Below are 25158 nucleotides of genomic sequence, written 5' to 3'. Positions count from 1 at the left end.
CACAAAGATAGGGAACGAACTCAGAGTGGGATATGCACTAAAATAGAAAATGGGTAGCAAAAAAACAGGTGCAGTCAACTAAGTTGGCTGCACCTGTTTCTTTGCTACTGTATACTCTTGACTTATACCATTTTAAGGACAACCGCGCCCAGTGGTGGTACATTTAAGTTGATCGACTGTGATCGTCCCTGCCAGGGTTGCTGATCGGAGGATATGGGCGACGAATTGACAACGCCACTTCCATAAAATTCAAGCGCATCGCTGTTGAACACCTCCTGATAGGAACCTTCCGTTGGCACACCAATGCGATAACTGGAACGTGGAACGGGTGTCATGTTCAACACAATCAGCAAATTGTCTTCTGGTCGATTGCCTTTGCGAATGTAGGTGATTACACTGTTCTCACGGTCGGAGGTTTCAAGCCATTCAAAACCATCGGCCGTAAAATTGCGCTCATACATGGCTGGCTCGGTTTTGTGAAGGGTGTTTAACGCCTTTACGCAAGCAGCCATACCTTTGTGAGGAGCAAACTGGAGTAAGTGCCAGTCTAAGCTGTCATCAAATTTCCACTCTGATGTTTGTCCGAATTCACCACCCATAAACAGCAATTTAGCGCCCGAATGCGTGAACATGTACGAGAATAACAAACGCAGGTTGGCAAATCGCTGCCACTCATCGCCAGGCATTTTACCAACCAGCGACTTCTTGCCATACACAACTTCATCGTGCGAAAGTGGCAGCATGAAGTTTTCTGTATAGGCATACACCGTGCTGAAGGTGAGCTCATCCTGATGAAATTTACGGAAAGCAGGATCGCGCTCGAAATACCGGAGCGTGTCGTTCATCCAGCCCATCATCCACTTCATGCCAAAGCCAAGACCACCCATAAATACCGGTCTTGACACGCCCGGAAAGGCAGTCGATTCTTCAGCAATTGTCTGTATATCAGGAAATTCCTTATAGATGGCTTCGTTAAGTTCTTTAATGAGCGAGATAACGTCCAGGTTTTCGCGCCCGCCAAATACGTTAGGTTCCCATTCGCCCGCATTACGTGAGTAATCCAAGTAAAGCATCGAGGCTACGGCATCGACGCGGAGACCATCGGCATGGCAGCGATCAAGCCAGAACATGGCGTTGCTCAACAGGAAGGAGCGAACCTCCGGGCGACCGTAGTTGAAAATATAGCTTTTCCAGTCGGGATGATAGCCTTTACGTGGGTCGGGATGTTCGTATAAATGTGACCCATCGAACTCATACAGGCCGTGTGCATCGCCGGGAAAGTGGGAGGGAACCCAGTCCAGCAACACGCCAATGCCCGCCTGGTGCAGGCGTTCAATGAGTTGCATAAATTCCTGTGGTGTACCAAACCGGCTACTTGGTGCGTAGTAGCCAGTAATTTGATAGCCCCACGACGGTGCATAAGGGTACTGCATAACCGGCATGAACTCAACGTGCGTGAAGCCCATATCCTGAAGGTATGGCACCAGCGCATCGGCAATTTCGCCATAGCTCAATTCACGTTCGGGGTCGCCCGGATCGCGTCGCCAGGACGACATATGCATTTCGTAAACGGAAATTGGCGCATTGAGGGCGTTTTTTTCCTTACGGGTTGCCATCCATTCCTGATCCTGCCACTCGTGGTAGGTATCCCAGACGATGGAGGCTGTTTTTGGGGGCAGTTCCCACCAGTGGGCATAGGGATCGCCTTTTTCTACTTCGCGTCCGCCTTCGTGGACGATAAAATATTTATAGCTTTCGCCCCGACCAATGTTTGGGATAAACACTTCCCAGATACCCGACGAATCCCAGCGCACACTCAGAGAGTGGCTTCCTTTGTTCCAGCCGTTGAAGTTCCCAATTACGGAAACGTACTTGGCCGAGGGTGCCCATACCGCAAAATAAGTGCCGGTAACACCGTTGTGTTCAACCACATGAGAGCCAAATTTCTCATAAAGCTTTTGGTGCTTTCCCGCCCGAAATAAGTGAACATCGAAATCGGAGAAACGGGAGTATATCCCGGCGTCCTGATGGGTTGGGGACGCTGCCGGGGCTGTTATAGTCGTTGGTGCCTGTGGTGAAGCAGGTTGTACCGTTTGTTCAGTTTCGGCCGCGGGTGTAGTGGTTTTTCGTTTTGCCATAGGTTAAAAGGGTAGAACGCTCATTATAGAACGGAATCAGAATCGGAAAGTTAGAAAAATTCCTCGCCGTTCAACAGGGATAAGGGTTCAATTTGTGTGCCGGTTAGTTGCGCATTTTTTTAAATAAGGTCAATCGCAACATGGTCTACGTTTCTAAACAACTCTTGCCGCTATGAATGGGTTTAAGTCGTTTGGTATATTACGTGTTTAATTCTGGTGAATGACAAAACGGCATCCGGATCAAACAGACCATCAGGCAGACATCTGCCAGGCAGAGAGCATTACTTCGTTTGTAGTAGCCCCGTTTGCAGCATGGCCACATGGGGTGTGGCAACACCATCGCTCAGGCGGATTTTTTCGATCTCGCGCACCACATCAATAATGCCTTTCAAAGGGATCTTAACCCACGATGGCCGGTAACTTATCTCGTAACCCAGTTCATAGACGGCCTTTTCGAGTAAGTAAATAAGGAGGAGAAAGTTGATTTCGCTGTTGTTTTTGAACAACGGATGCGGAGCACCAAAAACATCCAGATAAGCATTCAGAAAGGTATCCCGAATAAGGTAAAACCAGCGATCTGAGACTCGTTGCAAATGATCGGGGTCGAGGTCGTCGGTTTCGGCAGAGTTGAATAATTTGGCCGAAACGGCGTAATGATATGACCGAATCATACCCGCCACATCTTTGAGGGGCGAATGCTTGATTTTTCGGTCGGCAATACTACTTTCGGGTTCACCTTCGAAATCAATGATCACGAAATCATCTTCTGTCGCCAGCACCTGCCCCAGATGGTAGTCACCGTGAATACGGATACGGAGCGAGTCGATTGGACGGGTGCGGAAGTCGGCAATGAATGTTTCAATCATTTCCTTCGCTTCCATAAACACCCAGGCCAGTCGCTGAGCCTGAATATCCAGTTTGGTGTAATTGTCGATGAGCAAATTGTAACGCCGGTCCAGTAAATCTTCGAAACGTTTGATCAAAAAATCGCGATACTCATCGGTAAAGTGTTCCGGGGCAAAAGCCGGATCTGTTGGGTTATCGGGGCGGGATGGCTTGTAGAGCGCACAATGCATTTCGCCGGTCCGTTTGCCCAGCAGTTCAACTTTCTCGAACACATCTTCCCGAATGGCAAACAGGCGCTGAGGAACGGCATACAGAAAGTCGTTCAGGTAATCGCCGGTTTGCATCCACGAATCTTTGTCGTTAGGCACCATTCGCTGCACCATGCCCAGCGTAATATCAGGCCGTTGTTCGTGCTGCCAGATAATGCTGCCCCCGAAAGCCGGAATATGTTCGAAGCTGCTCTCGTCGGTCAGAAACGCTACCATATCGACTTCCGGGTTGGTTTCCTGAAATAGTTTTCGATATAGTTTAAGGAAATATTTATCGCCAAACGTCATGGCCGAATTACTCGAATCGACGGGAAGCACTTGCGAGGTAAGGGATTCATCGCCTTCATCCAGGCCTTTTCCCCGGTGAAACGTCAGGGCTCCGTTTGTTTGGGAAATGATCTGATTTTGACAGATAGCCGCAAACAACGCCTGTCGGAATCGGTCGTCGTAAATCGCATCGATCAACAGGCCTGTTTTGTTGCCGATCATTACATCGCCAATGCGCCCTTTCTCCGGAATGTCGCCAACTTGAAAGGATAACGTATGGGCTGTATGATCGGCCAGAAAAGTTACCGGCAATAAATAATTTTCAGGAATACCCTCGGCATACGACGCTTCCAGGATTAGCAGATAGGCCACATCGCCATCGGCAAGCGGTAGAGTATGTACGGTTTTAACCGCAAAACCGGTTTGCTGACGCGCTTTACCGGCAAACCACCGGCAGGTATTAACATAGGGCGGCAATAGTGTTTGCGTCAGTATTGTCCAGAACTGGGCGTCGGAACCCGCGTTAAGCCAGCCTGTAGGCAGATGTAATGATTGCGTCGTAACCATAGATTAAAAAGAGTGTACCTGTTACTACACCAAGTACAAGGCAAAAATTTCTTGAATATACAACAAAAAAGAAGCGTCTATGTTGGCAGTTGCTGGTATAAACGCATATAAAAACCACACTCGGACCAGCCCAGTGCGGTTTTTATGTAATGCCTATAGAAGGATTAATTTATGGCAACGACGCGGTTGCTGATGGTAGGTTGCTGAGTTACAATGGTTACGCTCTGAGTGGTCGTTTCAATACCATTCGTAATTTCCAGCGTGTATACCCCATCTTCCAAATCGCTTAAATTTAAACGAACACGGCATCCTGATTCATTTTTGCCGAGGTGCTGAGCGTATAGCGCTTTCCCGTCGGCATCGATCAGGCGAATGTCAACACGACCGCCAATCGTTTTATCCAGCGAGATATGCAATTTGCCCGCTATGGTCGAATAAATGCCGGTTTTATACGATGATACCTTCGATGGACGACCAATAGGGTTGGTTTCCGGAATAGCCGCAAAAGAAGCAGCTGATGTAATAATACCCAATGAAAGGGCTAGGACGAGGGATTTGATAAGCGTTTTCATGATTATATGGTTGTGTTTTTAGTATAAAAGCTAGTCGGATTATTTCCGATTGGTGAAACAAAGATATAGGCTATAGTTGGTACTATGCATTGCAAACTACCGGAACGGTCATTTCTGTTGATGAGCGGGTAGAAAATAGGGATGGCTGATTGAATGGTTTGTAGGATTGGCGGTGTTTAGGTCGCAATTTTGCTCAGTTTCCTGACACACAAGTCGCTCAAAACGTCATTACTTCCATGTCGCTTCATTATAAACCTGCGTTATTTTCTCCTTTCTCTACGTTGATTGCCGCCGAAAGTACCCGGCATGGGGGTGTAAGTCCTGCCCCGTTCGAATCGCTTAATCTGGGTATCAATACGGCTGATGATGCGGAAAATGTCGATGAGAATCGTCGTCGTTTTTTTTCCTCTGTTGGGGCCTCTACCTGCCAGTTTGCTTCCTCACACCAAATACACGGTACAGAAATTCTGTATGCTACAGAGGCAGGCCGATTTGAGGGCTACGATGCGCTTATTACAAACAAGCCCGGTTTGCTGATAGGTGTAACTGTTGCCGATTGCGTACCCATTCTGATTTACGACCAGCACCAGCAGGCCGTTGCCGCTATTCATGCAGGCTGGCGTGGTACGGTAGAGGGGATTGTCACCAAAACATTGGCGGCCATGCAGCAGCAGTTTGGTACACAAGCGGAGCATTGCTATGCTTACGTAGGTACGTGCATTGATGACTGTGCTTTTGAGGTTGGCCCCGACGTAGCCGACCAGTTTGCTTCGGCTTTCAAACGACTGGACAAAGACAGTGAAAAAAGCTTTGTTGACTTAAAAGCAGCGAACGCGCACTTATTAACAGATTTCGGTATTCCTGCGACTCAGATTGCTATCTCGCCATTTTCGACCGTGCTGAACAACGACACGTACTTTTCATATCGTGCAGAGCACGGTCAAACCGGACGTATGCTGGCCGTTATTGGTTTGAAGCCTTGAACAATTATTTATTGGTGGCGTTATGTATCTGTTTTTATCACATACTTTTTACTCAACACGCAAACGTCATGGGAATCTTGGTATCAATTCTGGTAGGTGCGGTAGCCGGTTGGCTTGCCGACCTCGTTTTTAAACGGTTTTCGTTCTCGTTATTCGCCGAAATTCTGCTTGGTATAGCTGGTGGATTTGTTGGCGGCTGGATTTTTGGCCGTGATGGTACCGTAATTGACCAAATTTTAACAGCCTTTGTTGGGGCGGTTATTATTCTGGGTATTGCCGCTTTGATTAAAGGACGCAGCAGCACAGTATAAATAAATGACCGGGATTTTAGCGAGATTTTAGCGATTAACCAAGATTGCAGCAAGTGCATAATCCTGATCAATCGTTTAAATCTCACTAAAATCCCAGTCTGGATTACGTTATTATATGCCCGAGATTACAGTAAGCGCGTAATCTTGGGCAATCTTTAAGATCTAGCTATAATCCCGGTCCGGTCTACTTCAATATCTGCCTTGAAATAACAAGTTTCTGAATTTCACTTGTTCCTTCTCCAATAGTACACAGCTTTGCATCCCGGTAAAACTTCTCGACCGGATAATCTTTCGAATAGCCATAGCCGCCAAAGATCTGAACCGCTTCATTGGCGACCTTCACCGCTGTTTCAGACGCAAACAGTTTCGCCATCGCCGATTCTTTCGTTACAGATTTTCCACTGTCTTTTAAATTAGCAGCCTGATAGGTCAGTAGCTTGGCCGCTTCTATATCGGTAGCCATATCGGCCAGTTTAAAACTGATGCCCTGAAACGTAGCGATGGGTTGCCCAAACTGCTCACGCTCCTTTGCATACGCCAAAGCTGCGTCATAGGCTCCGTAAGCAATGCCAAGACTAAGAGCGGCAATCGAAATACGACCGCCATCAAGTACTTTCAGCGACTGAACAAACCCATCGCCCACGGCGCCTAACCGCTGACTATCGGGAATCCGGCAATCCTGAAACAACATTTCGGCAGTTTCCGAAGCCCGCATACCAAGTTTATCTTCTTTACGTCCACCCGAAAAACCAGGTGTATTGCGCTCAACAATAAAGGCAGTTGCATTATGCGGTGTATTTGGCTCACCAGTGCGGGCAATGACAACGGCAACGTCACCGCTTATACCGTGTGTGATGAAGTTTTTCGCCCCGTTAAGCACCCAATCACCGGATGCACCCTCTCGAACCGCTGTTGTACGCATATTTCCTGCATCGGAGCCTGTGTTGGGCTCGGTTAGTCCCCAGGCACCAAGCCACTCGCCGGAAGCCAGGTGAGGAAGGTAGGTCTGTTTTTGGTCTTCGTTTCCGAACAGGAGGATATGATTAGTACATAAGGAATTATGGGCAGCCATAGATAGCCCGATTGAGCCATCTATACGTGAAAGTTCAACAATAGCAGCTACATATTCATGATAACCCAGGCCTGAACCACCATAGGCAACCGGGACAAGCATACCCATTAAACCCTGTTCGCCGAGCTGGTGAAATAAAGTTGAGGGAAAGTGTTGACTGTCATCCCATTGTCTGATATTTGGGCGAATAAGGCGTTCGCCCAGGTCGCGAACTGATTGGGCAATTAATTCTTGATTTTCTACAATTTCGTTAATCATACAATGAGTCTACTTCTGTTGATGAGTGAATAGAAATATAAGGAAATTATAAAAGAATTTCAACCTTTTTTTCTGTACGTTAAAATCCCAAATTATAGTAAATAAAATACCGATAGATAGGTTTTTTGTTTATTAAATAATTATATTTGTTACAATAGTGTAATTATTGATTCTAAATGGTAGCATATGGTCATGCTGTAAAGGCATTCTGTAGTAAATACACATTGGAGTAGGGCATACCGACCGCTCAGTCATTATTGTATGCCAGATGTGGGTGCTTATTGAAAAACTCCTATTTTTGTGAAACGAATCCTTCGGAATAGTCTGTAGTAGTTATTTTGAAATTTTATTTTACTATATATATATGAAATTAGCAGTTGTTGGAACCGGATATGTAGGACTTGTTACGGGTACATGCTTCGCTGAGACGGGCAATCAGGTAACCTGCGTCGATATCGACGTACGAAAAGTTGAGAAACTTAATAATGGTATCGTTCCCATATACGAACCTGGTCTTGAAACACTTTTTCATCGGAACGTTGAAGAAGGACGTTTAACATTTACAACGGATTTAGAAGAAGGAATCAAAGGCGCTGAAGTTATTTTTCTTGCCCTGCCAACCCCTCCGGGCGAAGATGGCTCAGCCGACCTGAAATATATTCTGAAAGTAGCCAGCGATCTCGGACCGATCCTGAGTCAGTATGCGGTTATTGTTGATAAAAGTACCGTTCCTGTTGGTACAGCCGAGAAAGTACATGCACACATCGCTGATAACGCTAAGGTAGATTTCGACGTAGTATCGAATCCCGAATTTCTGCGTGAAGGCGTAGCCGTGGAAGATTTCATGAAACCCGACCGTGTTGTAATTGGTACAAAATCAGATCGGGCCAAGGCAGTAATGAATAAACTCTATGCACCGCTGGTGCGGCAGGGAAACCCGGTTATTTTCATGGACGAACGTTCAGCCGAAATGACCAAGTATGCTGCTAACGCGTTCCTGGCTACGAAAATCACGTTCATGAACGAGATTGCCAACCTCTGCGAGCGTGCGGGTGCCAATGTGGACGATATTCGCCGGGGTATTGGTACGGATAGTCGCATTGGCAAACGTTTCCTGTTTGCCGGTATTGGCTACGGCGGGAGCTGTTTTCCTAAAGATGTTCAGGCATTGGCCAGAACGGCACAGGATTTTGATTATGATTTCAAAGTACTGAAGTCGGTAATGGAGGTGAACTATGAACAAAAAACCAAGCTGATGCCGTTGATCCTGAACCACTTTGGTGGTGATTTGAAAGGAAAAACAATCGCTATATGGGGATTGGCGTTCAAACCTTATACTGATGATATCCGTGAAGCGCCCGCTTTGGATAACATCAAGGAGTTGCTTGCCGCTGGTGCCAAGGTGACCGTATATGATCCGGAAGCCATGGAAAATGTTCGGAATGTGATTGGCAACTCCGTTACCTATGCGCACACACAATACGCTGCCTTGGATGATGCCGATGCCTTGGTGATCATTACCGAATGGCCGTTGTTCCGCACACCCGATTTCGACAAAATGAATCTGCTATTAAAGAACAAGGTGATCTTCGATGGCCGTAACGTATATGAACTTGACCAGATGCGTGAAGTAAATTATACTTACTATAGTGTTGGACGCGAAGCTGTTTTGGCGCCTGTTGAACAGAAAGTCTAACTTTTATCACACACAAAGACAAAATACACAGAGATTTGCACAGAGTACACATGTCGTGTGCTCTGTGTATTTGTGTGTAATTCTATTCCAAACGATATATGAAACGTGTATTAATTACGGGTGGAGCCGGATTTCTGGGGTCGCACCTCTGCGATCGGTTTATTAAAGAAGGTTACCACGTAATGGCAATGGACAATCTCATTACGGGCGACATTCGCAATATTGAGCACTTGTTCCATCTGCCTAATTTTGAGTTTTATCATCACGATGTTTCCAAGTACATCCATGTACCGGGCGAACTGGATTACATCCTTCATTTTGCCTCTCCTGCCAGCCCTATTGATTACCTGAAAATCCCGATACAGACACTGAAGGTGGGCTCGTTGGGTATTCACAATTGCCTGGGTCTGGCTCGTGTGAAAAACGCACGCGTACTCATCGCATCGACGTCGGAAATTTATGGTGACCCGAGTGTTCACCCGCAACCCGAAGAATATTGGGGAAATGTAAATCCAGTAGGGCCACGCGGAGTATATGATGAAGCCAAGCGTTTCCAGGAAGCCATTACAATGGCTTACCACACCTACCACGGTCTGGAAACGCGTATCGTTCGGATTTTCAATACTTATGGACCACGGATGCGCCTGAACGACGGTCGTGTATTGCCTGCGTTCATTGGACAAGCTTTGCGTGGTGAAGACCTGACGGTTTTTGGTGATGGCAGCCAGACGCGCTCGTTCTGTTATGTCGATGATTTGGTCGAAGGAATTTATCGCCTGTTGTTGAGCGATTATGCGTATCCGGTCAACATTGGCAACCCGTCGGAAATTACGATTAAAGAGTTTGGCGAAGAGATCATCAAACTTACAGGAACAACACAAAAGTTAGTGCTTAAAGATTTACCTGTAGACGATCCAAAACAGCGCCAGCCTGATATTACGAAGGCCAAAGCGATTCTGGATTGGGAGCCAAAAGTGTCGCGTGAAGAAGGTCTGCGTATTACGTATGACTACTTCAAGAGCCTGCCGGAAGAAGAATTATACACGGCGGCCTATCACCGCGAGTTCTCAAAAAAGTAAACGAACCGGTTTTCATTCCCGAAAACCATCGTAGCTTTACCTCGCTGTAACTGCCTTAGGTGGTTACCTTTAGCTGTCTATCAAAAACCTGCACACGGTATCGTATGCAGGTTTTTTTAGTATTGTGGCACTGGGTACATCGGTGCTACAGCTTATCTTTAAAACTTTCGTAGCCGAACGTTTTGATTAACTGGAAGGACTCATCTTCTTTCCAGACACCAATAGCGGGCAGGTTTACACCGTTGAAGGTGGTAGTTTTTACCATCGTGTAATGAATCATATCGTCGAACACGACTTTGTCGCCCACTTCGAGCGGTTTGTCGAATGAATAGTCGCCCATGAAATCACCGGCCAGGCAGGTCATTCCCCCCAGTCTATAGGTTGGTTTTCCGGCAACGGGTTCGTGATAAGAGCCTATAATTTTGGGCTTATAGGGCATTTCGAGCGTGTCGGGCATGTGAGCCGCAAACGAGGTGTCAAGAATAGCAACGTCAATCCCCTGACTGTTGAACACATCAAGAACGGTTGAGGTCAGAACGCCCGTTTGCCACGCAATGGCCGAACCGGGCTCCAGAATAATGTCCACATTATATTTCTGCCGAAAAGCCGTTAACAGCTTAATCAGGTGCTGGGTATCGTAGCCTTCGCGTGTCATCAAATGACCACCGCCGAAGTTTACCCATTTAGCCTGATGCAATAGGGTATCGAACCGACTTTCGAGGGCTTCCAGTGTTCGTTCGAGCGTAAATGAATCGTTCTCGCAGAGGGTATGGAAATGGATTCCCTCCAATCCTTCGGGTAGTTGATCGGGCAGTTGGTCGCGGTTAGCGCCGAGCCGCGAACCGGGCACGCAGGGATTGTACATATCCGTAGCTACTTCCGAATATTGCGGGTTCACGCGAATGCCACACGAAACGGGTTTGCCAGCTACACGATCTTTAAATCGCTCCCACTGGCTCCAGGAGTTGAACGTCAGGTGACTACTGCGGCTCACGACTTCATCGAATGAAGCATCCTGATAGGCCGGAATGTAGGTATGGGCCTGTACGCCCATGTACTCGTTCACGAGTTTGATTTCGTTGAGTGAACTGGCCGTGGCACCGCTCAGGTACTCACGAACCAGCGGAAAGGCCGAATACATCGAGAAGCCTTTAAGGGCCAGAATGATCGTTACGCCAGCCGTCCGCTGTACCGAATCGATCAGTTCGAGGTTTCGGCGGAGTTTGGCTTCCTCAAGAACAAAGCAAGGCGACGGAATAACAGGTTCGGCATTGCGGTCGAGGTGTTGAAGCAAAGTCGTATTCATACCGCAAAGGTAGGCAAACCTGTCTATCGTACCTTGACCTTTGGATAGTCGATACCAAAAAGCACAGGCAAGTTGTACTTGACCCGTAACGGCCGACCTGATTGACTACCGGGTTGCCATGCTGGCATTAACCGGATAACCCGCATGGCTTCTTCATCGCAGCCATATCCCAATTCTTTCAAAAGTGTGATGGCGGTACGCGAACCATCTGTTTCAACGATAAATGAGACAAAAACCCGGCCTTTCATACCCGCTTTTTGCGCTTCGGGCGGGTAGTTGACGTTTGCTTTCATGTATGTGCTCAATGCGCTCATTCCACCAGGAAATTCTGGCTGCTTTTCAACAATTGTAAAAACGGTTGTGTCGACTTTCGCAACTGTTTGGGCAAGCCCAACGCTGGGGATAAAAAACAGCCCCGCACTCATTACTAAAAACTGAATGAGTGCGGAGATAGATAGCTGGAAACGTAGCTGCATGTTGGTCAACTGGTTTGTACAGAAACTGGATGCAGTTCCCCGACTTTTTCCACAAAGAATTACTCCAGTGTAAACGAAATTGGTAAGTTGTACTTTACCCGAACGGCGCGTCCTGCCTGTTTACCGGGCCGCCAGTTCGGCATCTTGCGCATCACGCGGAGCGCTTCTTCATCACAGCCAAAGCCGATGCCTTTCACCACTTGCAAATCGGTCAGACTGCCGTCTGTATTGACCACAAAACTAAGGTAAACCCGTCCCGCAACACCCGCCGAAGCAGCCGGTCGAGGGTAGTTCAGGTTCTTGCCCAGGAAGTTTCGCAAGGCATCCATACCGCCGGGGTATTCGGGCTGTTGCTCGACGGTGATGAACGGCGCTTCGGTTTTGGGCTCAGTTTCTACAGCTTTCTCGGCAACTGTGGGAGTCGAGGCTTCGGGAGCCGCAATGATGTCGTCGATGCCCGTTCCTTCGGCGGTTTCAGTGCCCGATGTGGCATCTTTCAAGTCATCTGTCGTTGGTGGTAAGGTTTCCTCAACGACATCGGCTTCAGGCATCACAACAAGGGGCAGATTCCGTACGGTGTTTACTGCCGGAGCCGTTTCTGCGGGTGGAATAACGATGGGTTTTTCGAGGGGAGGTTCGACCAGTTTTGTCAACGTCACTTCCTTCATCGACTGATTTGGGTTGATGACTTCGTGGGGCCAGAACCGGGCGTAGAGCGTAGGTCCGGTTAAGGCTCCTAAAAACAAACCGACGCCCAGTCCTAAAGCGCGGCTGAGCGTCGGTTTATAGCTTTTACGGAGATCAAATGCCCCGTAGGAACGATTGCGGCCCTGAAAAATAATGTCGTCGTAGGTCAACGCGACGGCTTTGGAAGTGGTAGACGGATACATGGGCGTTGTGCGATTTGGTTTGTATCACCAGGATGTTCGCGCCCGACAAATTCCATAGATCACCTACATACTATCGTATTTTTTTACGAGTGTCACGGCGTCGTTATCTGTTTTGAAGTACAGATTTTCCTGCTTCACAAATGCCTTCAACTCATCTTTCCGATCGCCGAGTGCATCGATAATTGATTTGTCGGAGAGCTTAACTTTGGTCAATGTCTGGTCTGGTTTCAGCAGGTAATACGAATACGCGTCCCGAAAGGCATCGTAACGAACATCATTGGCGTATGGGTTTTTATAATCGGCGGGTTTAAAGGTTTTCGCTATTCGCTTAAGGAGCACGTTTTTTCCTTCGTAAAGCACCAGAAAATACCCGTCTTTCAAGGCTTGATCGTTGGTCTTCGCCATTGGTAATCGCTCGAACAAATACGTCTGTCCGTCGGCATTGGTCAATGTAAACCGCTTCACCTGAGTGGCGTCGACAATGATGGAGTCGTTACCGGCCCATGTGCGCAGCAGGACCAACTGCTGTTGATAGGCGTTGAACTTGAGTGGCACATTTGTATAATTTTGCCCGGCATTCATTTCGACTCGTCCTTTGATCCATTCCGGTAAAAAATAGGGTGTACCACGCAGTCCTTCATAGCGGTGATCTATGGTATTGATCATCCCATTCGGTCCCGAACCAACAATCTGACCTGTCGATTGATAGGTTTCGTAGCCATTTCGGCGGTCATTAGGATTTGCCTGCTGGACGGGGGCTGCTTTCGTCGAATCGCGTTTTTGTGCGTAGGTACATGAAAGCGATAACGCGGCTATCAAGGTCAGGAATAATGATTTCATATGAATAGAGTTGTTGCAATGGTTCGTGTACATTATACCTTGTGTGCGCAAACGATCTACTCTGTAGCGATACCGTTTTAGCCCGCCGATAGCTTGTGCGTATGTTGCTCAGTGGCATTAATCAAGATGGATGCCTTGTCCTTACAATAAGCTTTAACGCTTTCTACAGTGTCAATATGAGTTTTGGTCAAGTCCGGTAGCCAATCGCTGCTGGCGGTCGGCGCGTAAATCAGCGATAGAGAACTTCATCTGGCAAAATTAGCCCGTTGCATCAACACTAATCTTTTTTAAGGCTAACTGGGCCTGTTCTGTAGAGATCATAATGCCTTCAATGCGGAATGAAGCTATAGCTGAGCAGGCTATTTGCTCCCTGATGGACGATTTGTCCGTCTTCTTTTTTTGCTTCGTTTTCATCCTGCCAATATACTAATTTACACAAAACTCAAATTACAATATACTAAACAAGCAGGACTTTATGAACATCTTCTGGTTTCTGTTCATAAAAAAGCCCGGTATATGAATCCATAAAAAACCATTTGTCGTAGCTATAGTTCTACTTGACAAATAGACTTACTCAACAAAAAAATACGTTATGAGCTACATTAAAGCGGGTACGGATGCGTCTGGCAATGACATCAAACTGTTCTATCAGGACCTGGGTACCGGAAACGCCACACAAACAGTTGTTCTGATTCATGGCTGGCCATTGAGCCACGAAATGTGGGATTATCAACTGGCCGAATTACCCGCTCACGGCCTCCGTGTGGTGGCCTACGACCGTCGGGGATTCGGCAAGTCGTCGCAGCCCTGGGGTGGATATGATTATGATACCCTTGCCGACGATTTGAAAGCAGTTCTCGATGAATTGAATCTGCAAAATGTAACCTTGGTTGGCTTCTCGATGGGCGGTGGCGAAGTGGCCCGCTACATGAGTCGTCATGGTGGCGCACGGGTATCGAAAGTAGCCTTTATTAGTGCTGTAACGCCGTATCTTCTTAAAACTGAGGATAACCCGGATGGGGTAGATCAGGATGTTTTTGATGAAATAACTACTAACCTTCAGAAAGACAGAGCTGATTTTCTGAAAACATTTGGCAAGCAGTTCTACGGCGTTAACCTGATCAGTCAGCCCGTTAGTCAGGCTCACCTCGACGGCGATTTCGCACGGGCTTATGTGGCATCGCACAAAGCCACACTTGAATGTGCCAAGTCATTTGCGCAAACCGATTTTCGGGATGATCTGGCACAAATTCAGGTGCCTGCCCTGATTATTCACGGCGATGCTGACAAAACCGTGCCCATTGAAGCCTCGGGCGAGCGGACAGCCAACGCGCTGCCAAACGCATCGTATATTGTTTATGACGGTGCTCCTCATGGCCTGTTCATCACCGAAAAAGATCGACTGACACAGGATCTGCTTGCGTTTATCCAGGAAGGTGTGACTGTCCGGGAATCAATAGGAACCACTACTATTTATTAAAAAAGCCTTTTTAAGTACTTACGCAAATTTTTTAACCACAGAGACGGTCCGCCGTTGCGGCACAGAGAGCACAGAGCTTCAATCGGCTTGTTATCAGAATATTGCACCTCTGTACGCTCTGTGCCGCAACGGCGGACCGTCTCTGTGGTTAAATATATATTTTAATTCTGTTCGATTGCTTAATTCAAAACGGCCGACCCTCTCCTAAGAGGGCCGGCCGTTTTCGTTTTACGCCTATGTTTTTATCGGGCATCAGTTACGGAACTGACTCTATAATTGTTTGTAGGTCTTCACATAGGCCGATGGCGTTTGGCCGGTAATATCTTTAAACTGTCGGTTAAAGTTCGACAGGGTTCGGAAGCCGCTCTCAAAACTGATCTGCGTGATGTTGAGCTTGCCGTTCATGAGTAATTTGCAGGCGTGTCCAATGCGTACTTCGGAGACGAATTCGGAAAATGTTTTGTTGGCGCGGGTTTTGAAATACCGACAGAAAGCCGGGGAGGTCATGCCAGCCAGATCGGCAATCGTATCCAGACTCAGGTCGTCAGGAAAGTGCCCTAGTACATAATCATATACCAATTGCATTCGGTCCGTTTCGGTTGCCTTAACGGTATTAGTATAGCCAGGGCTTGTCAAATACCGATAATCGGTCGCTCTGGAAAGGTCGTTCAATAAAGATAAAAGACTAATGACGCGTTCGAAGCCTGCTGCCTGCCGGGTCAGGTTCTGCAATGCCGTTTCTGTTCGACTACGGGTATGACCGGTCCATTCCAGACCCTGCCGGGCCTGGCCAAGTAACTGCCTCAGTTGAGACATTTCCTGCCTTTCGAAGAAATCATTTCCCAGAAAATCTTCGGTAAAGTAAACCACAATACCGCGCGTCGTCAAACTTGATTGCCGATCAAAATAGGCCTGATCGCTACGCCAGAGGTGAGGTAAATTCGGGCCCAGAAAAACCAGATCACCGGGTCCAAACGGCTTGATCGAATCACCGATAAAACGAGTACCTGTACCTTCTTCAACCAGAAACAACTGGTATTGCGGATGGAAGTGCCAGTTTTGGTCAAAGTGCGGTTCTGACAACTCTTTCACGATGAATGAAGCCGCAACAGGTTCGAGGTCTTTGCGAAGAGGCTGTTTCATTCAGTTGCTGATTTTTAACGCAAATATCGATTAATTTCTATAATATGTGTAAAAATAAAGTCGGTATTCGATAATAAAAGCCAGAATACAAATTTAAGCCCTATTTATATTTGTTTAACTTTTTACGGAAAGAATATGAATAAGATAGGAATGAATATGTTCGTCTGGACAATGTCGATGGACGAAGATTTGACCGATACATTCAGGTTTTTGAAAACGAGTGGCTTCGACTTTGTTGAAGTACCCATTAGTGAGCCGGGGCCTGCTGGCCTAGACAAATGGCACCGTATTGGGAAGCAAATCAGTGAGTTGGGGCTGGGTGTACAGACCTGTACGATCTGCGGTCCTGAGCACAGCCTGATTAGTTCTGATGAGTCTGTACGTACAGCCAGCGTCAATTATCTCAAACAAGTGGTCGATTGCTCGCGGGCTGTTGGGTCTGCGATTGTAATGGGGCCTATGTATGCAGGATTCAAGACATTTACGGGCAAACCGGCAACGGCCGAAGAGTGGAACTGGTCGGTAAATGGTATGCGTGAGGTAGCCGAATACGCGCAGACACAGGGCGTAACGCTGGCAATCGAGTACCTCAATCGATTTGAAATTTATCTGCTCACCTGCGCCGATGATGTAGTGCGGTATGTAGAAGCGGTCAACCACCCGAACTGCCGGGTTGCTTTCGACACCTTTCATGCCAATATGGAGGAGAAAAGTATTGGTGATGCCTTACGAATGTGCGCGCCTTATTTGATTCATGTGCAGATTTCGGAGAATGACCGGTCCACTCCCGGCAAGGGGCATATAAATTTCGAAGAGGTATTTGCTGTCCTGGAGGAGGTCGATTATGCAGGGCCCATTGCCATTGAAGCCTTTGGCCCGAACCCGCCCGAACTGGCAGCAGCCACACATATTTTCCGGCCTATGTTCGATTCGCCCGAGCAGCTGGCCGTCGATGGACTAGACTTTATAAAGAGTGAAAGAGCGAAAGAGTCAAAGAGCTATATTATGAAATGATTATTTCACTCTTTCTCTCTTTTACTCTTTCGCTCATTCACTCTTTCGTACTTTAAAAATGATTAACATCGCAATCGTTGGCCTCGGATTTGGGGCCGAATTTATTCCAATTTATCAGCGGCACCCCAACGCAAACATGTATGCGATTTGCCAGCGCAACGTTGAGAAGTTAAATGAAATAGGTGATGCGTATGGCATTGAAAAACGCTATAGCAACTACGACGAACTGCTGGCCGACCCGGCCATCGACGCGGTGCATATCAACTCGCCCATTCCAAACCATGCCGAGCAAAGTCTGAAGGCCCTGCGGGCTGGAAAACACGTAGCTTGTACGGTACCAATGGCGACAAGTGTGGCCGATTGTCTGGAAATCGTGAAAGCCTGTAAGGAATCAGGCAAAAAGTACATGATGATGGAAACGGTGGTTTACAGCCGCGAGTTTCTGTTTGTGAAGGAGTTATATGAAACGGGCGAACTGGGTAAAGTTCAGTTTCTGAAAGCAAGTCACCAGCAGGACATGGACGGGTGGCCTGATTACTGGCCGGGTTTACCACCAATGCATTATGCAACGCACTGTGTTGGCCCCGTTGCGGGCTTGCTCAAACTCGAAGCCGACTATGTATCCTGCTTTGGTTCGGGTACGATTCGGGAGGAGTTAGCCAAGATTCATAACTCGCCATTTGCGGTGGAGTCGGCGCATATCAAGTTCAAAGACAGTGATTTGTCGGCCTATGTTTACCGGTCGCTGTTCGATGTGGCCCGCCAATACCGGGAAAGTTTTGAAGTATACGGCGATAAAAAATCGTTCGAATGGCAACTGATTGAAGATGAGCAGCCGGTTATTCATACGGCCAAAAAGCCGGAGCCGGAGATTCCCGAAAAGGTAACTGTACCCGATTATGGGCGCTTACTACCCGCCGAAATAGCCGGATTCACGACCAAAGGGGTGTATGATGCCGATGAGCAGCAACACCTATCGTTTACGCAGGGGGGAGGTCATGGTGGGTCGCACCCACACATGGTACATGAATTTGTGTCGGCCATCGTTGAAGACCGTGATCCGTTCCCCAATGCAGCACAATCGGCCAACTGGACGAGTGTGGGTATTCTGGCGCACGAATCGGCTTTACAGGGTGGGAAGTTGATTCAATTGCCAGATTTTAAAAATGTCTAACTAGTAAACACGGAGGTAACGGAGAAAAAACGGAGGGCACCAAGTTGCTCCGTGCTCTCCGTGAATCCTCTGTTCACTCTGTGTTTAAAATGAAAAAAATACTAACTGCCATCGGGTTAATGGTAATCCTTACCCAGTGCGCCCGTCAGTCGGCGAAACAAACGAGTGTTCGGCAGGAGTCGAAAAGCCCGCGCCGGACAGAAATCCTCTTTCTGGGCGACAATGGCCATCACCGGCCTATCGAACGGGTGCCTGAGCTAATGGCCGCACTGGGCAATAAAGGCATCAATATTACCTATACGGATAAACTAGAAGACCTGAATGCCGACAACCTGAACAAGTACGACGGCTTACTGATCTTTGCCAACTGGGACAGTATTGGGAAGCCGCAGGAAAAAGCCTTGTTAGACTATGTCTCGTCGGGAAGAGGGCTGATTCCCGTTCACTGCGCGTCGTATTGCTTCCGAAACTCCCCCGAATACGTCGATAAAGTCGTAGGCGGGCAATTCTGGCGGCATAAAATGGATACCATTCAAACCCATTTTACGCAGCCAAACAACCCAATTGTAGCGGGTTTGCCCTCGTTCAAGGCGTATGACGAGACCTACCTGCACAGTCACTTACAGGCCGACAACAATGTTTTGGCCGTGCGGGACATCAAGGCTGATCAGGCAACCGATAAGCCGGGCCAGAAGGAGGAGCCGTACACCTGGACTCGTCAATACGGCAAGGGTCGTGTGTTCTACACCGCCTATGGTCACGATGAGCGCACCTGGAGCCAGCCGGGTTTTCAGCAACTGCTGGAGCGCGGTATTTTGTGGGCCGTGGGCGATGAGGTGAAAAAACAGCATGACGATCTGAAGCCGCAAGCGTTCACCTATCATGATGCTAACCTGCCTAACTACGAAAAACGCCCGGGAGCTCAGTTAGAGCAGAACCCACTTTCGCCGGAAGAGTCCATGAAGCACATTCAGGTGCCCGTAGACTTTACGCTCGATTTATTCGCGCATGAACCGAACGTTATGCACCCGATCGCTATGGCATGGGATGAACGCGGACGACTCTATGCGCTGATAACAAAAGACTATCCCAACGAACGCAAACCAGAAGGTGGTTCCGATTACATCGTTATTTGCGAGGATACCGATAAAGATGGGAAAGCCGATAAGTTTACCAACTTCGCCGAGGGACTGAGTATCCCAACTGGAATGGCCTTTGGCAATGGTGGTCTGTATGTTTCGCAGGCACCACACATGCTGTTTTTGCAGGATACCAACGGCGATGATAAGGCCGATGTGAAGAAAGTTGTCATTACCGGATTTGGTACCTATGATACCCATGCCGGACCAAGCAACCTGCACTATGGTTTTGACAACTGGATTTGGGGCAGCGTTGGCTACTCGGGTTTTAAAGGTAAAATCGGTGCCGACAGTGTGAAGTTCGGTCAGGGCTTTTTCCGGTTCAAGCCAGATGGGTCGAAGCTCGAATACGTGACCGGTACATCCAACAATACATGGGGGCTTGGCCTGACCGAAACGGGCGATATTTTTGGGTCGACCGCCAACAATTCGCACGGCTGGTACATGGCCATTCCGAATCGGTATTTTAATGGAGCACCGCACATTCGCGAAAACGGCAGCCGCAGCACTGATACGCACAAGGACATGAAACCCATTACCGAAAAGGTTCGGCAGGTCGATGTTTTTGGCGGATTCACGGCAGCTGCGGGCCATAACTTTTATACTGCCCGGGCTTTCCCGAAAAAATACTGGAATACCATTGCCTTTGTGTCTGAGCCAACGGGCCATATTCTGCACCAGAACGTGATGCAGAAAACCGGAACGAACTTCGAAGATGCCGAAGGGTTCAACCTCATGGCGGGAGCCGACGAATGGTTTGCGCCTGTTTTTGCCGAAGTGGGGCCCGATGGTGCCGTTTGGGTCGTTGACTGGTACAGCTATATTATCCAGCACAACCCTACGCCGAAAGGAGCCACCAATGGGTCGGGCAACGCCTACGAAACGCCCCTCCGCGATTTTACCCACGGCCGTATCTACCGCGTTGGCTATAAAAATGCACCCGCCTATGCGCCAATGGCGCTGAGCAAAGACCGTCCGCAGGAATTGATTGCCGCGCTGAAAAACACAAACATGTTCTGGCGGATGACTGCCCAGCGGCTATTGATCGAGCGGAATAATAAAGATGTGGTGCCGCAGCTGATTGCCCTGGTAAACGACAAATCGGTTGATGAAATCGATAACAATCCGGCGGCTATCCATGCACTCTGGACGTTGCAGGGACTAGGCGCATTGGACGGAACAAACAGTGACGCAGCTGTAGCCGCTGGACAGGCACTCAAACACCCCGCTTCCAGTGTCCGCAAAACGGCAGTACAGGTAATGCCTGCTACACCGGATGTTGCCGGTGCCCTGATCGAAACCAATATGCTGAACGACAAGGAGCCCTTGGTTGTGCTGAATACGTTACTGAAACTATCTGAAATTCCACAAACGCAGGCTGTGCAACAGGCTATTCTGGCCCGGCTCGACAAAGCAACCGAAACCAACGACCGCTGGTTGCCCGACGCGTTTGCCTGTGTATTGACAGGACAGGACGGGAAGTTATTGAAAACCTATATAAATCAGGTGGCTATGCGTGCCCCTGCGCAGCCCAAACCGGCTCACGACATGAGTGCCCACGCTGCTAAAGATAATGGTGCTGATGCGCCAATGCAGAAAGCTGCGAAAGCACCCACCGGCAATAAGCCAGACCTGATGGTAGCAGCCGTACGAACAACACCCGAGTCGCCATCGGTACGGGAGGGCGCGCGCATTTTTGTCGACGTGACCAACGCCGGTGGTGTCGCCATTCCCGAAGGTATCCCTATTCCAATGACGGTTCGTATTGAAGGGCCGAAGGGAGAGCAGGAAGGCGCCAAGATCAATTTTGTTAGTGTGACCCATGACAAAGGCATCAAGCCCGGCGAAACGGTAACCATCAGCAAATCGAACAATGGTCCCTGGGTGGGTGATATGGGTGTTTTATTCGAGCGGGCGGGCGACTATACGATCTCGGTCATGCTCGACCGGGAAAACGTCATCCCCGAGGGTAACGAGCAGAACAACAACGCAACGCACACACTAACTTACCGCGCCCCACAGAGTCTCAGTGCCTACACGCTCGAACGGGCCACCCGGAGTTATGCCTCGGTTGCTTCCGTCGACTCGGTTATTGCCTTGCTCCGGCAAAGTGCAAAACTGGACCGCGCTCAGGGCGATGCCATTGTGAAAGGTGTATCGGAAGGATGGAATATGAAACAGCCCGCTCAGGTACGTGATGCCGACAAGTCGTTTCTGGCTAGTTTGAGTGGGTCGTCATCCACGGAGAATCGCGAGCGTTTGGGTCGCCTGTATGAAGTATGGGGCCTGACCAAGAGCGAGCCGGTTGATCCAAACGTAGAAGTGATTCGCCTGAAAACGGTGCGTGAAGAGATGCGTTTCGACAAAAAAGAGTTTACCGTTACGGCAGGCAAGCAGGTTGAGCTGGTGCTGGAGAACGTCGATGCCATGCAGCACAATCTGGTGGTAGGTAAACCCAAGAGCATGGAAATTATTGGCGCTGCTGCCGACAAGCTGATTACGGCAAAAGATGGCGCCGATCGCAATTACGTGCCCGCTATTTCGCAGGTGCTGGCTGCCACGCCACTGGTTAACCCGGACCAAACGTACCGACTTAAATTTACGGCCCCCACTACGCCCGGCGACTATCCGTTCGTGTGTACATTCCCTGGTCACTGGCGGATTATGAACGGTGTTATGAAAGTTACCAAAGCGAGTATTGGCATGAGTGCCAAATAGTACAACAGCGCTTTACCAAAAAGGCAATGGCCAGATATCAGTATGATGTCTGGCCATTGTCGTTTAGTTACTTGATAGTTTTCCGGCTACGCAGGCATGTCTTTTGGAAGTGGAGGTAATATGGACGAGGGGGGTATTTGAATAATGAATTCACTGCCTTTGCCCTGTTCACTTTTTACCCAGATTGTCCAGCCGTGCGACTGGATGATTCGTTGAACATAGCTCAGTCCCAAGCCGAAGCCTTTTACACTGGGTTGATTGCGATCATGAACTCGGAAGAAAGGTTGAAAAATCTGGGATATTAGTTTGGGCGGAATACCGACACCTTCGTCACAAATCGAGATCGTAAGACCGTCGGTATCTTTCCTGGCCTGCATTGTTATTCGGGGCTCATGCGAGCTATACTTAACGGCATTATCCAACAGATTATAGAGGACGTTGGTCAAGTGCAGCCGGTCGGCCAGAATGTACGTATCTGTGTTAGGCAGCTTTACCGTCAGGTATTCGCCGTGGCGTTCGGCTACAGAGTGTAGAAGTTGATGTACGTAAACCGGTTCGGTGTTCAGTATCAGCGTGTTCCGGTCAGCACGGGCCAGCGTGAGCATCGTTTCTACATGGTGCTGAAGCCGTTCTGTTTCTTCCCGAATAATGCGAACGTATTTCTCCGTTCGTTCGGGCTGATTACGGGCAATCGGGGAGTCCAGAATATCGACCGCCATCCGGATAGCGGTAATGGGCGTTTGAAATTCGTGGACGATTGAATGGAGCACTTCTGTTTGTACAACAGATCGTTGTCGTTGGCGCAGCACCCGCCATAAGACGTAGCCAATCACCATTTGTAGTACAATGGCCAGGCCAAATAAGGCTAACCATAGTAATGACGGGCTCACGAACGAGTCGGTTTCTGGAGCTGAAAGCCAGTTTCTGAGTAACAATCCGGCTATAAAAACTAACAAAAGCGCGAAGGTAAATAAAGGGAAGGCACTGGAACGGTAACGGTGTAGCATAACGCCGTCTGTTATAGATTAATCGTCTGTTACGGATTAAGTAGAAAACTCTAGTTTGAAATCGACAAAGCCTATAATAGACCAGACTCCTTCATAAATGTCACACTAAAATCCCTATAAAAATAATAGGCTACAACAAAAATGCCCGCCAAAAGCGGGCATTAAGTAAATAATAGTCGTCAGAATTAATCTTATGCGTTTTCCGTCGCCGTTTCGGCTGGCGTTGATGAGTTTGTAGTGGTTTTCGCGCCTGGTGTACGAGTCGCAGATTTTGTCGCGGCTGGTTTCGACGCGGTTGTGGTAGCGCGTGATGGGCGGCTGGGTGTTTTTGGTGTTATTGCCGTTTTGGCAACATCAACGGCTTCTGAAACTAGGTTAGCTGCTTTTTTTGCCGTGCGTTTTGCATTCTTCTCAGCTTTTTGAGCGTTCTTTTTTGCTTTGGCCCCTTCTTTTTTTAGTTTTTTTTCGCCTGTTTTAATTGGCTTAACGGCCTTTTTCTCGGCCTTCTGCATTAGTTTAGTGAGTTTCTTGGCCAATTTTGCCGCCGATTTCTCGATGGATTTCTTCATCTTTTTTGTAGCCTCACCTGCTTCACTAAGCTTGGTTTCGATCGAACTGACAATTTCTGATGCCAGTGATTCCTGTTTCGTTTTTGTGGTCTTATTTGTCATAAAAATAGTGAATAAAAAAATCTACAAAGAAATACGATTTATTTGGGGTAAATGCAAGTTCAATGTTAAGTTTTTGTTATTTCTTTTGTAGGTAATCCCAGCAAATAATTCCGGCTGTCACCGCAATATTAAGTGAGTGTTTTGTGCCAAACTGTGGGATTTCGATCACTAAATCAGCTAGTTGGACAATCTCATCGCGAACTCCTGCCACCTCATTTCCCAACACAAAGGCATACGGTTTGTTTAACTCTGGCAAAAAATCACTTAGCAAGGTACTTCCTTCGGCTTGCTCTACAGCCGCTACAATCCAGCCGCTTTCCTGAAGTTGTCTAACTAAAGCTACTATATCGGCTGCATGCTCCCACGAAACAGATTCGGTGGCCCCCAAAGCCGTTTTGGTAATGTCGCGGTGGGGTGGCTGGCCTGTAATACCACACAGGTAAAGTTTCTCCGCCCGGAATGCATCGGCTGTCCGGAACACAGACCCGACATTATTTAAGCTTCGGATGTCATCTAAAATAAGGCAGTAAGGAAATTTTTCGGCGTCTTTGAAATCAGAAACCGACAATCGGTTGAGCTCATCGAGGGTGATTTTTTTTGGAGGCATTTAAGCGTCTATTGAATTAGTAGTCTTGCATGATAATAGAATCCACCAAGCTCATTTGCTACTATCGTGCAATAGTTGCCTGATGTCGCGCAAGGTATCCCTTATTTCTGTTAGAAGCGTCTGATCTGTAGCAACAGGAGGCTGATTAGTTTTAAGTGTCATCAGCTTTTGCCGTTGTTCAATAATGTGCGTTCGGAAAGCCTGTGCATCAATAATGCCGATTAACTCCATATCATTAGCTTGGTTTTGACTGTGCCCGGCGGTTTCAAATTTTAGTATACAAAGATCAAAATGACGCAGCACGGGGCCAGCGACAAATGTAACATCTTGGATATTTTCCAGCGGAATCGTTTTCTCGACCTGAAACAGGATTCCCTTTTTGAATCGCAGAGAACGTTCTGATAATTCGCATTCCAGGTTTTTGAAATAGTGACTGCTCCACCACTGGCCCACGCCCAAAAGCCAGAATGGGAGGAATAAGATGCCAATAATCGAGATGACCAAAAAGAAGGAGATGTACAGTAATAGATAGGTTCGGATAATCGGGTTGAAGCTGGCTTTTAGCGGAAAGGTTAGTTCGGGAGAGGTCATTGCAAGGAGCTGTTTTGTTTACGATTTACACCTGTAATAAGGCG

The 25158-nt window shown here is 48.0% G+C and carries 22 protein-coding genes; 8 read left to right on the top strand and 14 right to left on the bottom strand.

Annotated elements, in window-relative coordinates; genetic code table 11:
• Positions 1-122 precede the first annotated feature (122 nt).
• From glgB to CWM47_RS12235, 3 genes are all read right to left on the bottom strand, one after another.
• The gene (gene glgB, locus CWM47_RS12245) at positions 123-2138 is read right to left on the bottom strand and encodes a 1,4-alpha-glucan branching protein GlgB (RefSeq protein WP_100988250.1); all 2016 of its coding nucleotides are present in this window, start codon (positions 2136-2138) and stop codon (positions 123-125) included.
• Between the two features lie 281 nt (positions 2139-2419).
• Positions 2420-4087 (bottom strand): putative maltokinase, encoded by a 1668-nt coding sequence (locus CWM47_RS12240; protein ID WP_100988249.1) that lies wholly within the window; start codon positions 4085-4087, stop codon positions 2420-2422.
• Positions 4088-4251: 164 nt separating this feature from the next.
• Positions 4252-4659 carry a T9SS type A sorting domain-containing protein gene (locus CWM47_RS12235; RefSeq protein WP_100988248.1) on the bottom strand — a complete coding sequence of 136 codons (408 nt, stop codon included), beginning with the start codon at positions 4657-4659 and terminating at the stop codon, positions 4252-4254.
• 236 nt (positions 4660-4895) lie between these two features.
• On the opposite strand from CWM47_RS12235, the gene pgeF reads away from it, so the two are divergent.
• Positions 4896-5642 (top strand): peptidoglycan editing factor PgeF, encoded by a 747-nt coding sequence (gene pgeF / locus CWM47_RS12230; RefSeq protein ID WP_100988247.1) that lies wholly within the window; start codon positions 4896-4898, stop codon positions 5640-5642.
• A gap of 68 nt (positions 5643-5710) precedes the next feature.
• Positions 5711-5953 carry a GlsB/YeaQ/YmgE family stress response membrane protein gene (locus tag CWM47_RS12225; protein WP_100988246.1) on the top strand — a complete coding sequence of 81 codons (243 nt, stop codon included), beginning with the start codon at positions 5711-5713 and terminating at the stop codon, positions 5951-5953.
• A gap of 184 nt (positions 5954-6137) precedes the next feature.
• On the opposite strand, the gene CWM47_RS12220 is transcribed toward CWM47_RS12225, so the two are convergent.
• A complete protein-coding gene (locus CWM47_RS12220) occupies positions 6138-7283 on the bottom strand; it encodes an acyl-CoA dehydrogenase family protein (protein ID WP_100988245.1) in 1146 nt (381 codons plus the stop codon).
• Between the two features lie 364 nt (positions 7284-7647).
• Here CWM47_RS12220 and CWM47_RS12215 point away from each other — a divergent pair, with 364 nt between their 5' ends.
• Both CWM47_RS12215 and CWM47_RS12210 read left to right on the top strand, forming a co-directional pair.
• Complete coding sequence (locus CWM47_RS12215) at positions 7648-8979, top strand: UDP-glucose dehydrogenase family protein (protein WP_100988244.1); 1332 nt, start codon at positions 7648-7650, stop codon at positions 8977-8979.
• Positions 8980-9077: 98 nt separating this feature from the next.
• Positions 9078-10058 carry a UDP-glucuronic acid decarboxylase family protein gene (locus tag CWM47_RS12210; RefSeq protein ID WP_100988243.1) on the top strand — a complete coding sequence of 327 codons (981 nt, stop codon included), beginning with the start codon at positions 9078-9080 and terminating at the stop codon, positions 10056-10058.
• A gap of 145 nt (positions 10059-10203) precedes the next feature.
• Here the strand turns inward: CWM47_RS12210 and nspC are convergent, their stop codons facing one another.
• From nspC to CWM47_RS38100, 5 genes are all read right to left on the bottom strand, one after another.
• Entirely contained in the window at positions 10204-11364 is a 1161-nt protein-coding gene (gene nspC, locus CWM47_RS12205) for a carboxynorspermidine decarboxylase (protein WP_100988242.1), read from the bottom strand.
• A gap of 23 nt (positions 11365-11387) precedes the next feature.
• Positions 11388-11840 carry an energy transducer TonB gene (locus CWM47_RS12200; protein WP_100988241.1) on the bottom strand — a complete coding sequence of 151 codons (453 nt, stop codon included), beginning with the start codon at positions 11838-11840 and terminating at the stop codon, positions 11388-11390.
• Positions 11841-11899: 59 nt separating this feature from the next.
• On the bottom strand, positions 11900-12730 hold the full coding sequence (locus tag CWM47_RS12195) for an energy transducer TonB (RefSeq protein ID WP_100988240.1): 831 nt from the start codon (positions 12728-12730) through the stop codon (positions 11900-11902).
• Between the two features lie 63 nt (positions 12731-12793).
• Positions 12794-13570, bottom strand: coding sequence for a hypothetical protein (locus CWM47_RS12190; protein WP_100988239.1), 777 nt, complete (start codon positions 13568-13570; stop codon positions 12794-12796).
• Between the two features lie 258 nt (positions 13571-13828).
• Positions 13829-13984, bottom strand: coding sequence for a hypothetical protein (locus CWM47_RS38100; RefSeq protein ID WP_157815955.1), 156 nt, complete (start codon positions 13982-13984; stop codon positions 13829-13831).
• Positions 13985-14162: 178 nt separating this feature from the next.
• Here CWM47_RS38100 and CWM47_RS12185 point away from each other — a divergent pair, with 178 nt between their 5' ends.
• Positions 14163-15050 carry an alpha/beta fold hydrolase gene (locus tag CWM47_RS12185; RefSeq protein ID WP_100988238.1) on the top strand — a complete coding sequence of 296 codons (888 nt, stop codon included), beginning with the start codon at positions 14163-14165 and terminating at the stop codon, positions 15048-15050.
• A gap of 270 nt (positions 15051-15320) precedes the next feature.
• On the opposite strand, the gene CWM47_RS12180 is transcribed toward CWM47_RS12185, so the two are convergent.
• Positions 15321-16193 (bottom strand): AraC family transcriptional regulator, encoded by an 873-nt coding sequence (locus CWM47_RS12180; protein WP_100988237.1) that lies wholly within the window; start codon positions 16191-16193, stop codon positions 15321-15323.
• Between the two features lie 135 nt (positions 16194-16328).
• On the opposite strand from CWM47_RS12180, the gene CWM47_RS12175 reads away from it, so the two are divergent.
• The 3 genes from CWM47_RS12175 (at position 16329) to CWM47_RS12165 (ending at position 22238) form a co-directional block, all read left to right on the top strand.
• Positions 16329-17207: a sugar phosphate isomerase/epimerase family protein gene (locus CWM47_RS12175; RefSeq protein ID WP_100988236.1), complete on the top strand. Its 879-nt coding sequence runs from the start codon at positions 16329-16331 to the stop codon at positions 17205-17207.
• 58 nt (positions 17208-17265) lie between these two features.
• Positions 17266-18381, top strand: a complete 1116-nt coding sequence (locus CWM47_RS12170; protein ID WP_100988235.1) for a Gfo/Idh/MocA family protein — start codon at positions 17266-17268, stop codon at positions 18379-18381.
• An 89-nt stretch (positions 18382-18470) separates the two neighbouring features.
• A complete protein-coding gene (locus CWM47_RS12165) occupies positions 18471-22238 on the top strand; it encodes a PVC-type heme-binding CxxCH protein (RefSeq protein WP_100988234.1) in 3768 nt (1255 codons plus the stop codon).
• Positions 22239-22324: 86 nt separating this feature from the next.
• Here the strand turns inward: CWM47_RS12165 and CWM47_RS12160 are convergent, their stop codons facing one another.
• The 4 genes from CWM47_RS12160 to CWM47_RS12145 all read right to left on the bottom strand — a co-directional run bounded on the left by CWM47_RS12160 (position 22325) and on the right by CWM47_RS12145 (position 25114).
• On the bottom strand, positions 22325-23245 hold the full coding sequence (locus CWM47_RS12160; RefSeq protein WP_100988233.1) for a sensor histidine kinase: 921 nt from the start codon (positions 23243-23245) through the stop codon (positions 22325-22327).
• Between the two features lie 191 nt (positions 23246-23436).
• Positions 23437-23916 (bottom strand): hypothetical protein, encoded by a 480-nt coding sequence (locus tag CWM47_RS12155; protein ID WP_100988232.1) that lies wholly within the window; start codon positions 23914-23916, stop codon positions 23437-23439.
• A gap of 76 nt (positions 23917-23992) precedes the next feature.
• Positions 23993-24523: an RNA methyltransferase gene (locus CWM47_RS12150; RefSeq protein WP_100988231.1), complete on the bottom strand. Its 531-nt coding sequence runs from the start codon at positions 24521-24523 to the stop codon at positions 23993-23995.
• A 51-nt stretch (positions 24524-24574) separates the two neighbouring features.
• Complete coding sequence (locus CWM47_RS12145) at positions 24575-25114, bottom strand: PH domain-containing protein (RefSeq protein ID WP_100988230.1); 540 nt, start codon at positions 25112-25114, stop codon at positions 24575-24577.
• Between the last annotated feature and the right edge of the window lie 44 nt (positions 25115-25158).

Origin of the sequence: Spirosoma pollinicola (assembly GCF_002831565.1) — a bacterium.
Classification (GTDB): Bacteria; Bacteroidota; Bacteroidia; order Cytophagales; family Spirosomataceae; genus Spirosoma; species Spirosoma pollinicola.
This window is presented reverse-complemented; position numbering and strand designations above follow the sequence as displayed.

Coding starts and splice junctions, on each gene's coding strand:
- CWM47_RS12145 (WP_100988230.1), bottom strand. CDS start 25,114: ATGACCTCTCCCGAACTAACCTTTCCGCTAAAAGCCAGCTTCAACCCG.
- CWM47_RS12200 (WP_100988241.1), bottom strand. CDS start 11,840: ATGCAGCTACGTTTCCAGCTATCTATCTCCGCACTCATTCAGTTTTTA.
- CWM47_RS12220 (WP_100988245.1), bottom strand. CDS start 7,283: ATGATTAACGAAATTGTAGAAAATCAAGAATTAATTGCCCAATCAGTT.
- CWM47_RS12185 (WP_100988238.1), top strand. CDS start 14,163: ATGAGCTACATTAAAGCGGGTACGGATGCGTCTGGCAATGACATCAAA.
- CWM47_RS12150 (WP_100988231.1), bottom strand. CDS start 24,523: ATGCCTCCAAAAAAAATCACCCTCGATGAGCTCAACCGATTGTCGGTT.
- CWM47_RS12210 (WP_100988243.1), top strand. CDS start 9,078: ATGAAACGTGTATTAATTACGGGTGGAGCCGGATTTCTGGGGTCGCAC.
- glgB (WP_100988250.1), bottom strand. CDS start 2,138: ATGGCAAAACGAAAAACCACTACACCCGCGGCCGAAACTGAACAAACG.
- CWM47_RS38100 (WP_157815955.1), bottom strand. CDS start 13,984: ATGAAAACGAAGCAAAAAAAGAAGACGGACAAATCGTCCATCAGGGAG.
- CWM47_RS12215 (WP_100988244.1), top strand. CDS start 7,648: ATGAAATTAGCAGTTGTTGGAACCGGATATGTAGGACTTGTTACGGGT.
- CWM47_RS12180 (WP_100988237.1), bottom strand. CDS start 16,193: ATGAAACAGCCTCTTCGCAAAGACCTCGAACCTGTTGCGGCTTCATTC.
- CWM47_RS12155 (WP_100988232.1), bottom strand. CDS start 23,916: ATGACAAATAAGACCACAAAAACGAAACAGGAATCACTGGCATCAGAA.
- CWM47_RS12195 (WP_100988240.1), bottom strand. CDS start 12,730: ATGTATCCGTCTACCACTTCCAAAGCCGTCGCGTTGACCTACGACGAC.
- CWM47_RS12160 (WP_100988233.1), bottom strand. CDS start 23,245: ATGCTACACCGTTACCGTTCCAGTGCCTTCCCTTTATTTACCTTCGCG.
- CWM47_RS12175 (WP_100988236.1), top strand. CDS start 16,329: ATGAATAAGATAGGAATGAATATGTTCGTCTGGACAATGTCGATGGAC.
- CWM47_RS12240 (WP_100988249.1), bottom strand. CDS start 4,087: ATGGTTACGACGCAATCATTACATCTGCCTACAGGCTGGCTTAACGCG.
- CWM47_RS12165 (WP_100988234.1), top strand. CDS start 18,471: ATGAAAAAAATACTAACTGCCATCGGGTTAATGGTAATCCTTACCCAG.
- nspC (WP_100988242.1), bottom strand. CDS start 11,364: ATGAATACGACTTTGCTTCAACACCTCGACCGCAATGCCGAACCTGTT.
- CWM47_RS12225 (WP_100988246.1), top strand. CDS start 5,711: ATGGGAATCTTGGTATCAATTCTGGTAGGTGCGGTAGCCGGTTGGCTT.
- pgeF (WP_100988247.1), top strand. CDS start 4,896: ATGTCGCTTCATTATAAACCTGCGTTATTTTCTCCTTTCTCTACGTTG.
- CWM47_RS12190 (WP_100988239.1), bottom strand. CDS start 13,570: ATGAAATCATTATTCCTGACCTTGATAGCCGCGTTATCGCTTTCATGT.
- CWM47_RS12170 (WP_100988235.1), top strand. CDS start 17,266: ATGATTAACATCGCAATCGTTGGCCTCGGATTTGGGGCCGAATTTATT.
- CWM47_RS12235 (WP_100988248.1), bottom strand. CDS start 4,659: ATGAAAACGCTTATCAAATCCCTCGTCCTAGCCCTTTCATTGGGTATT.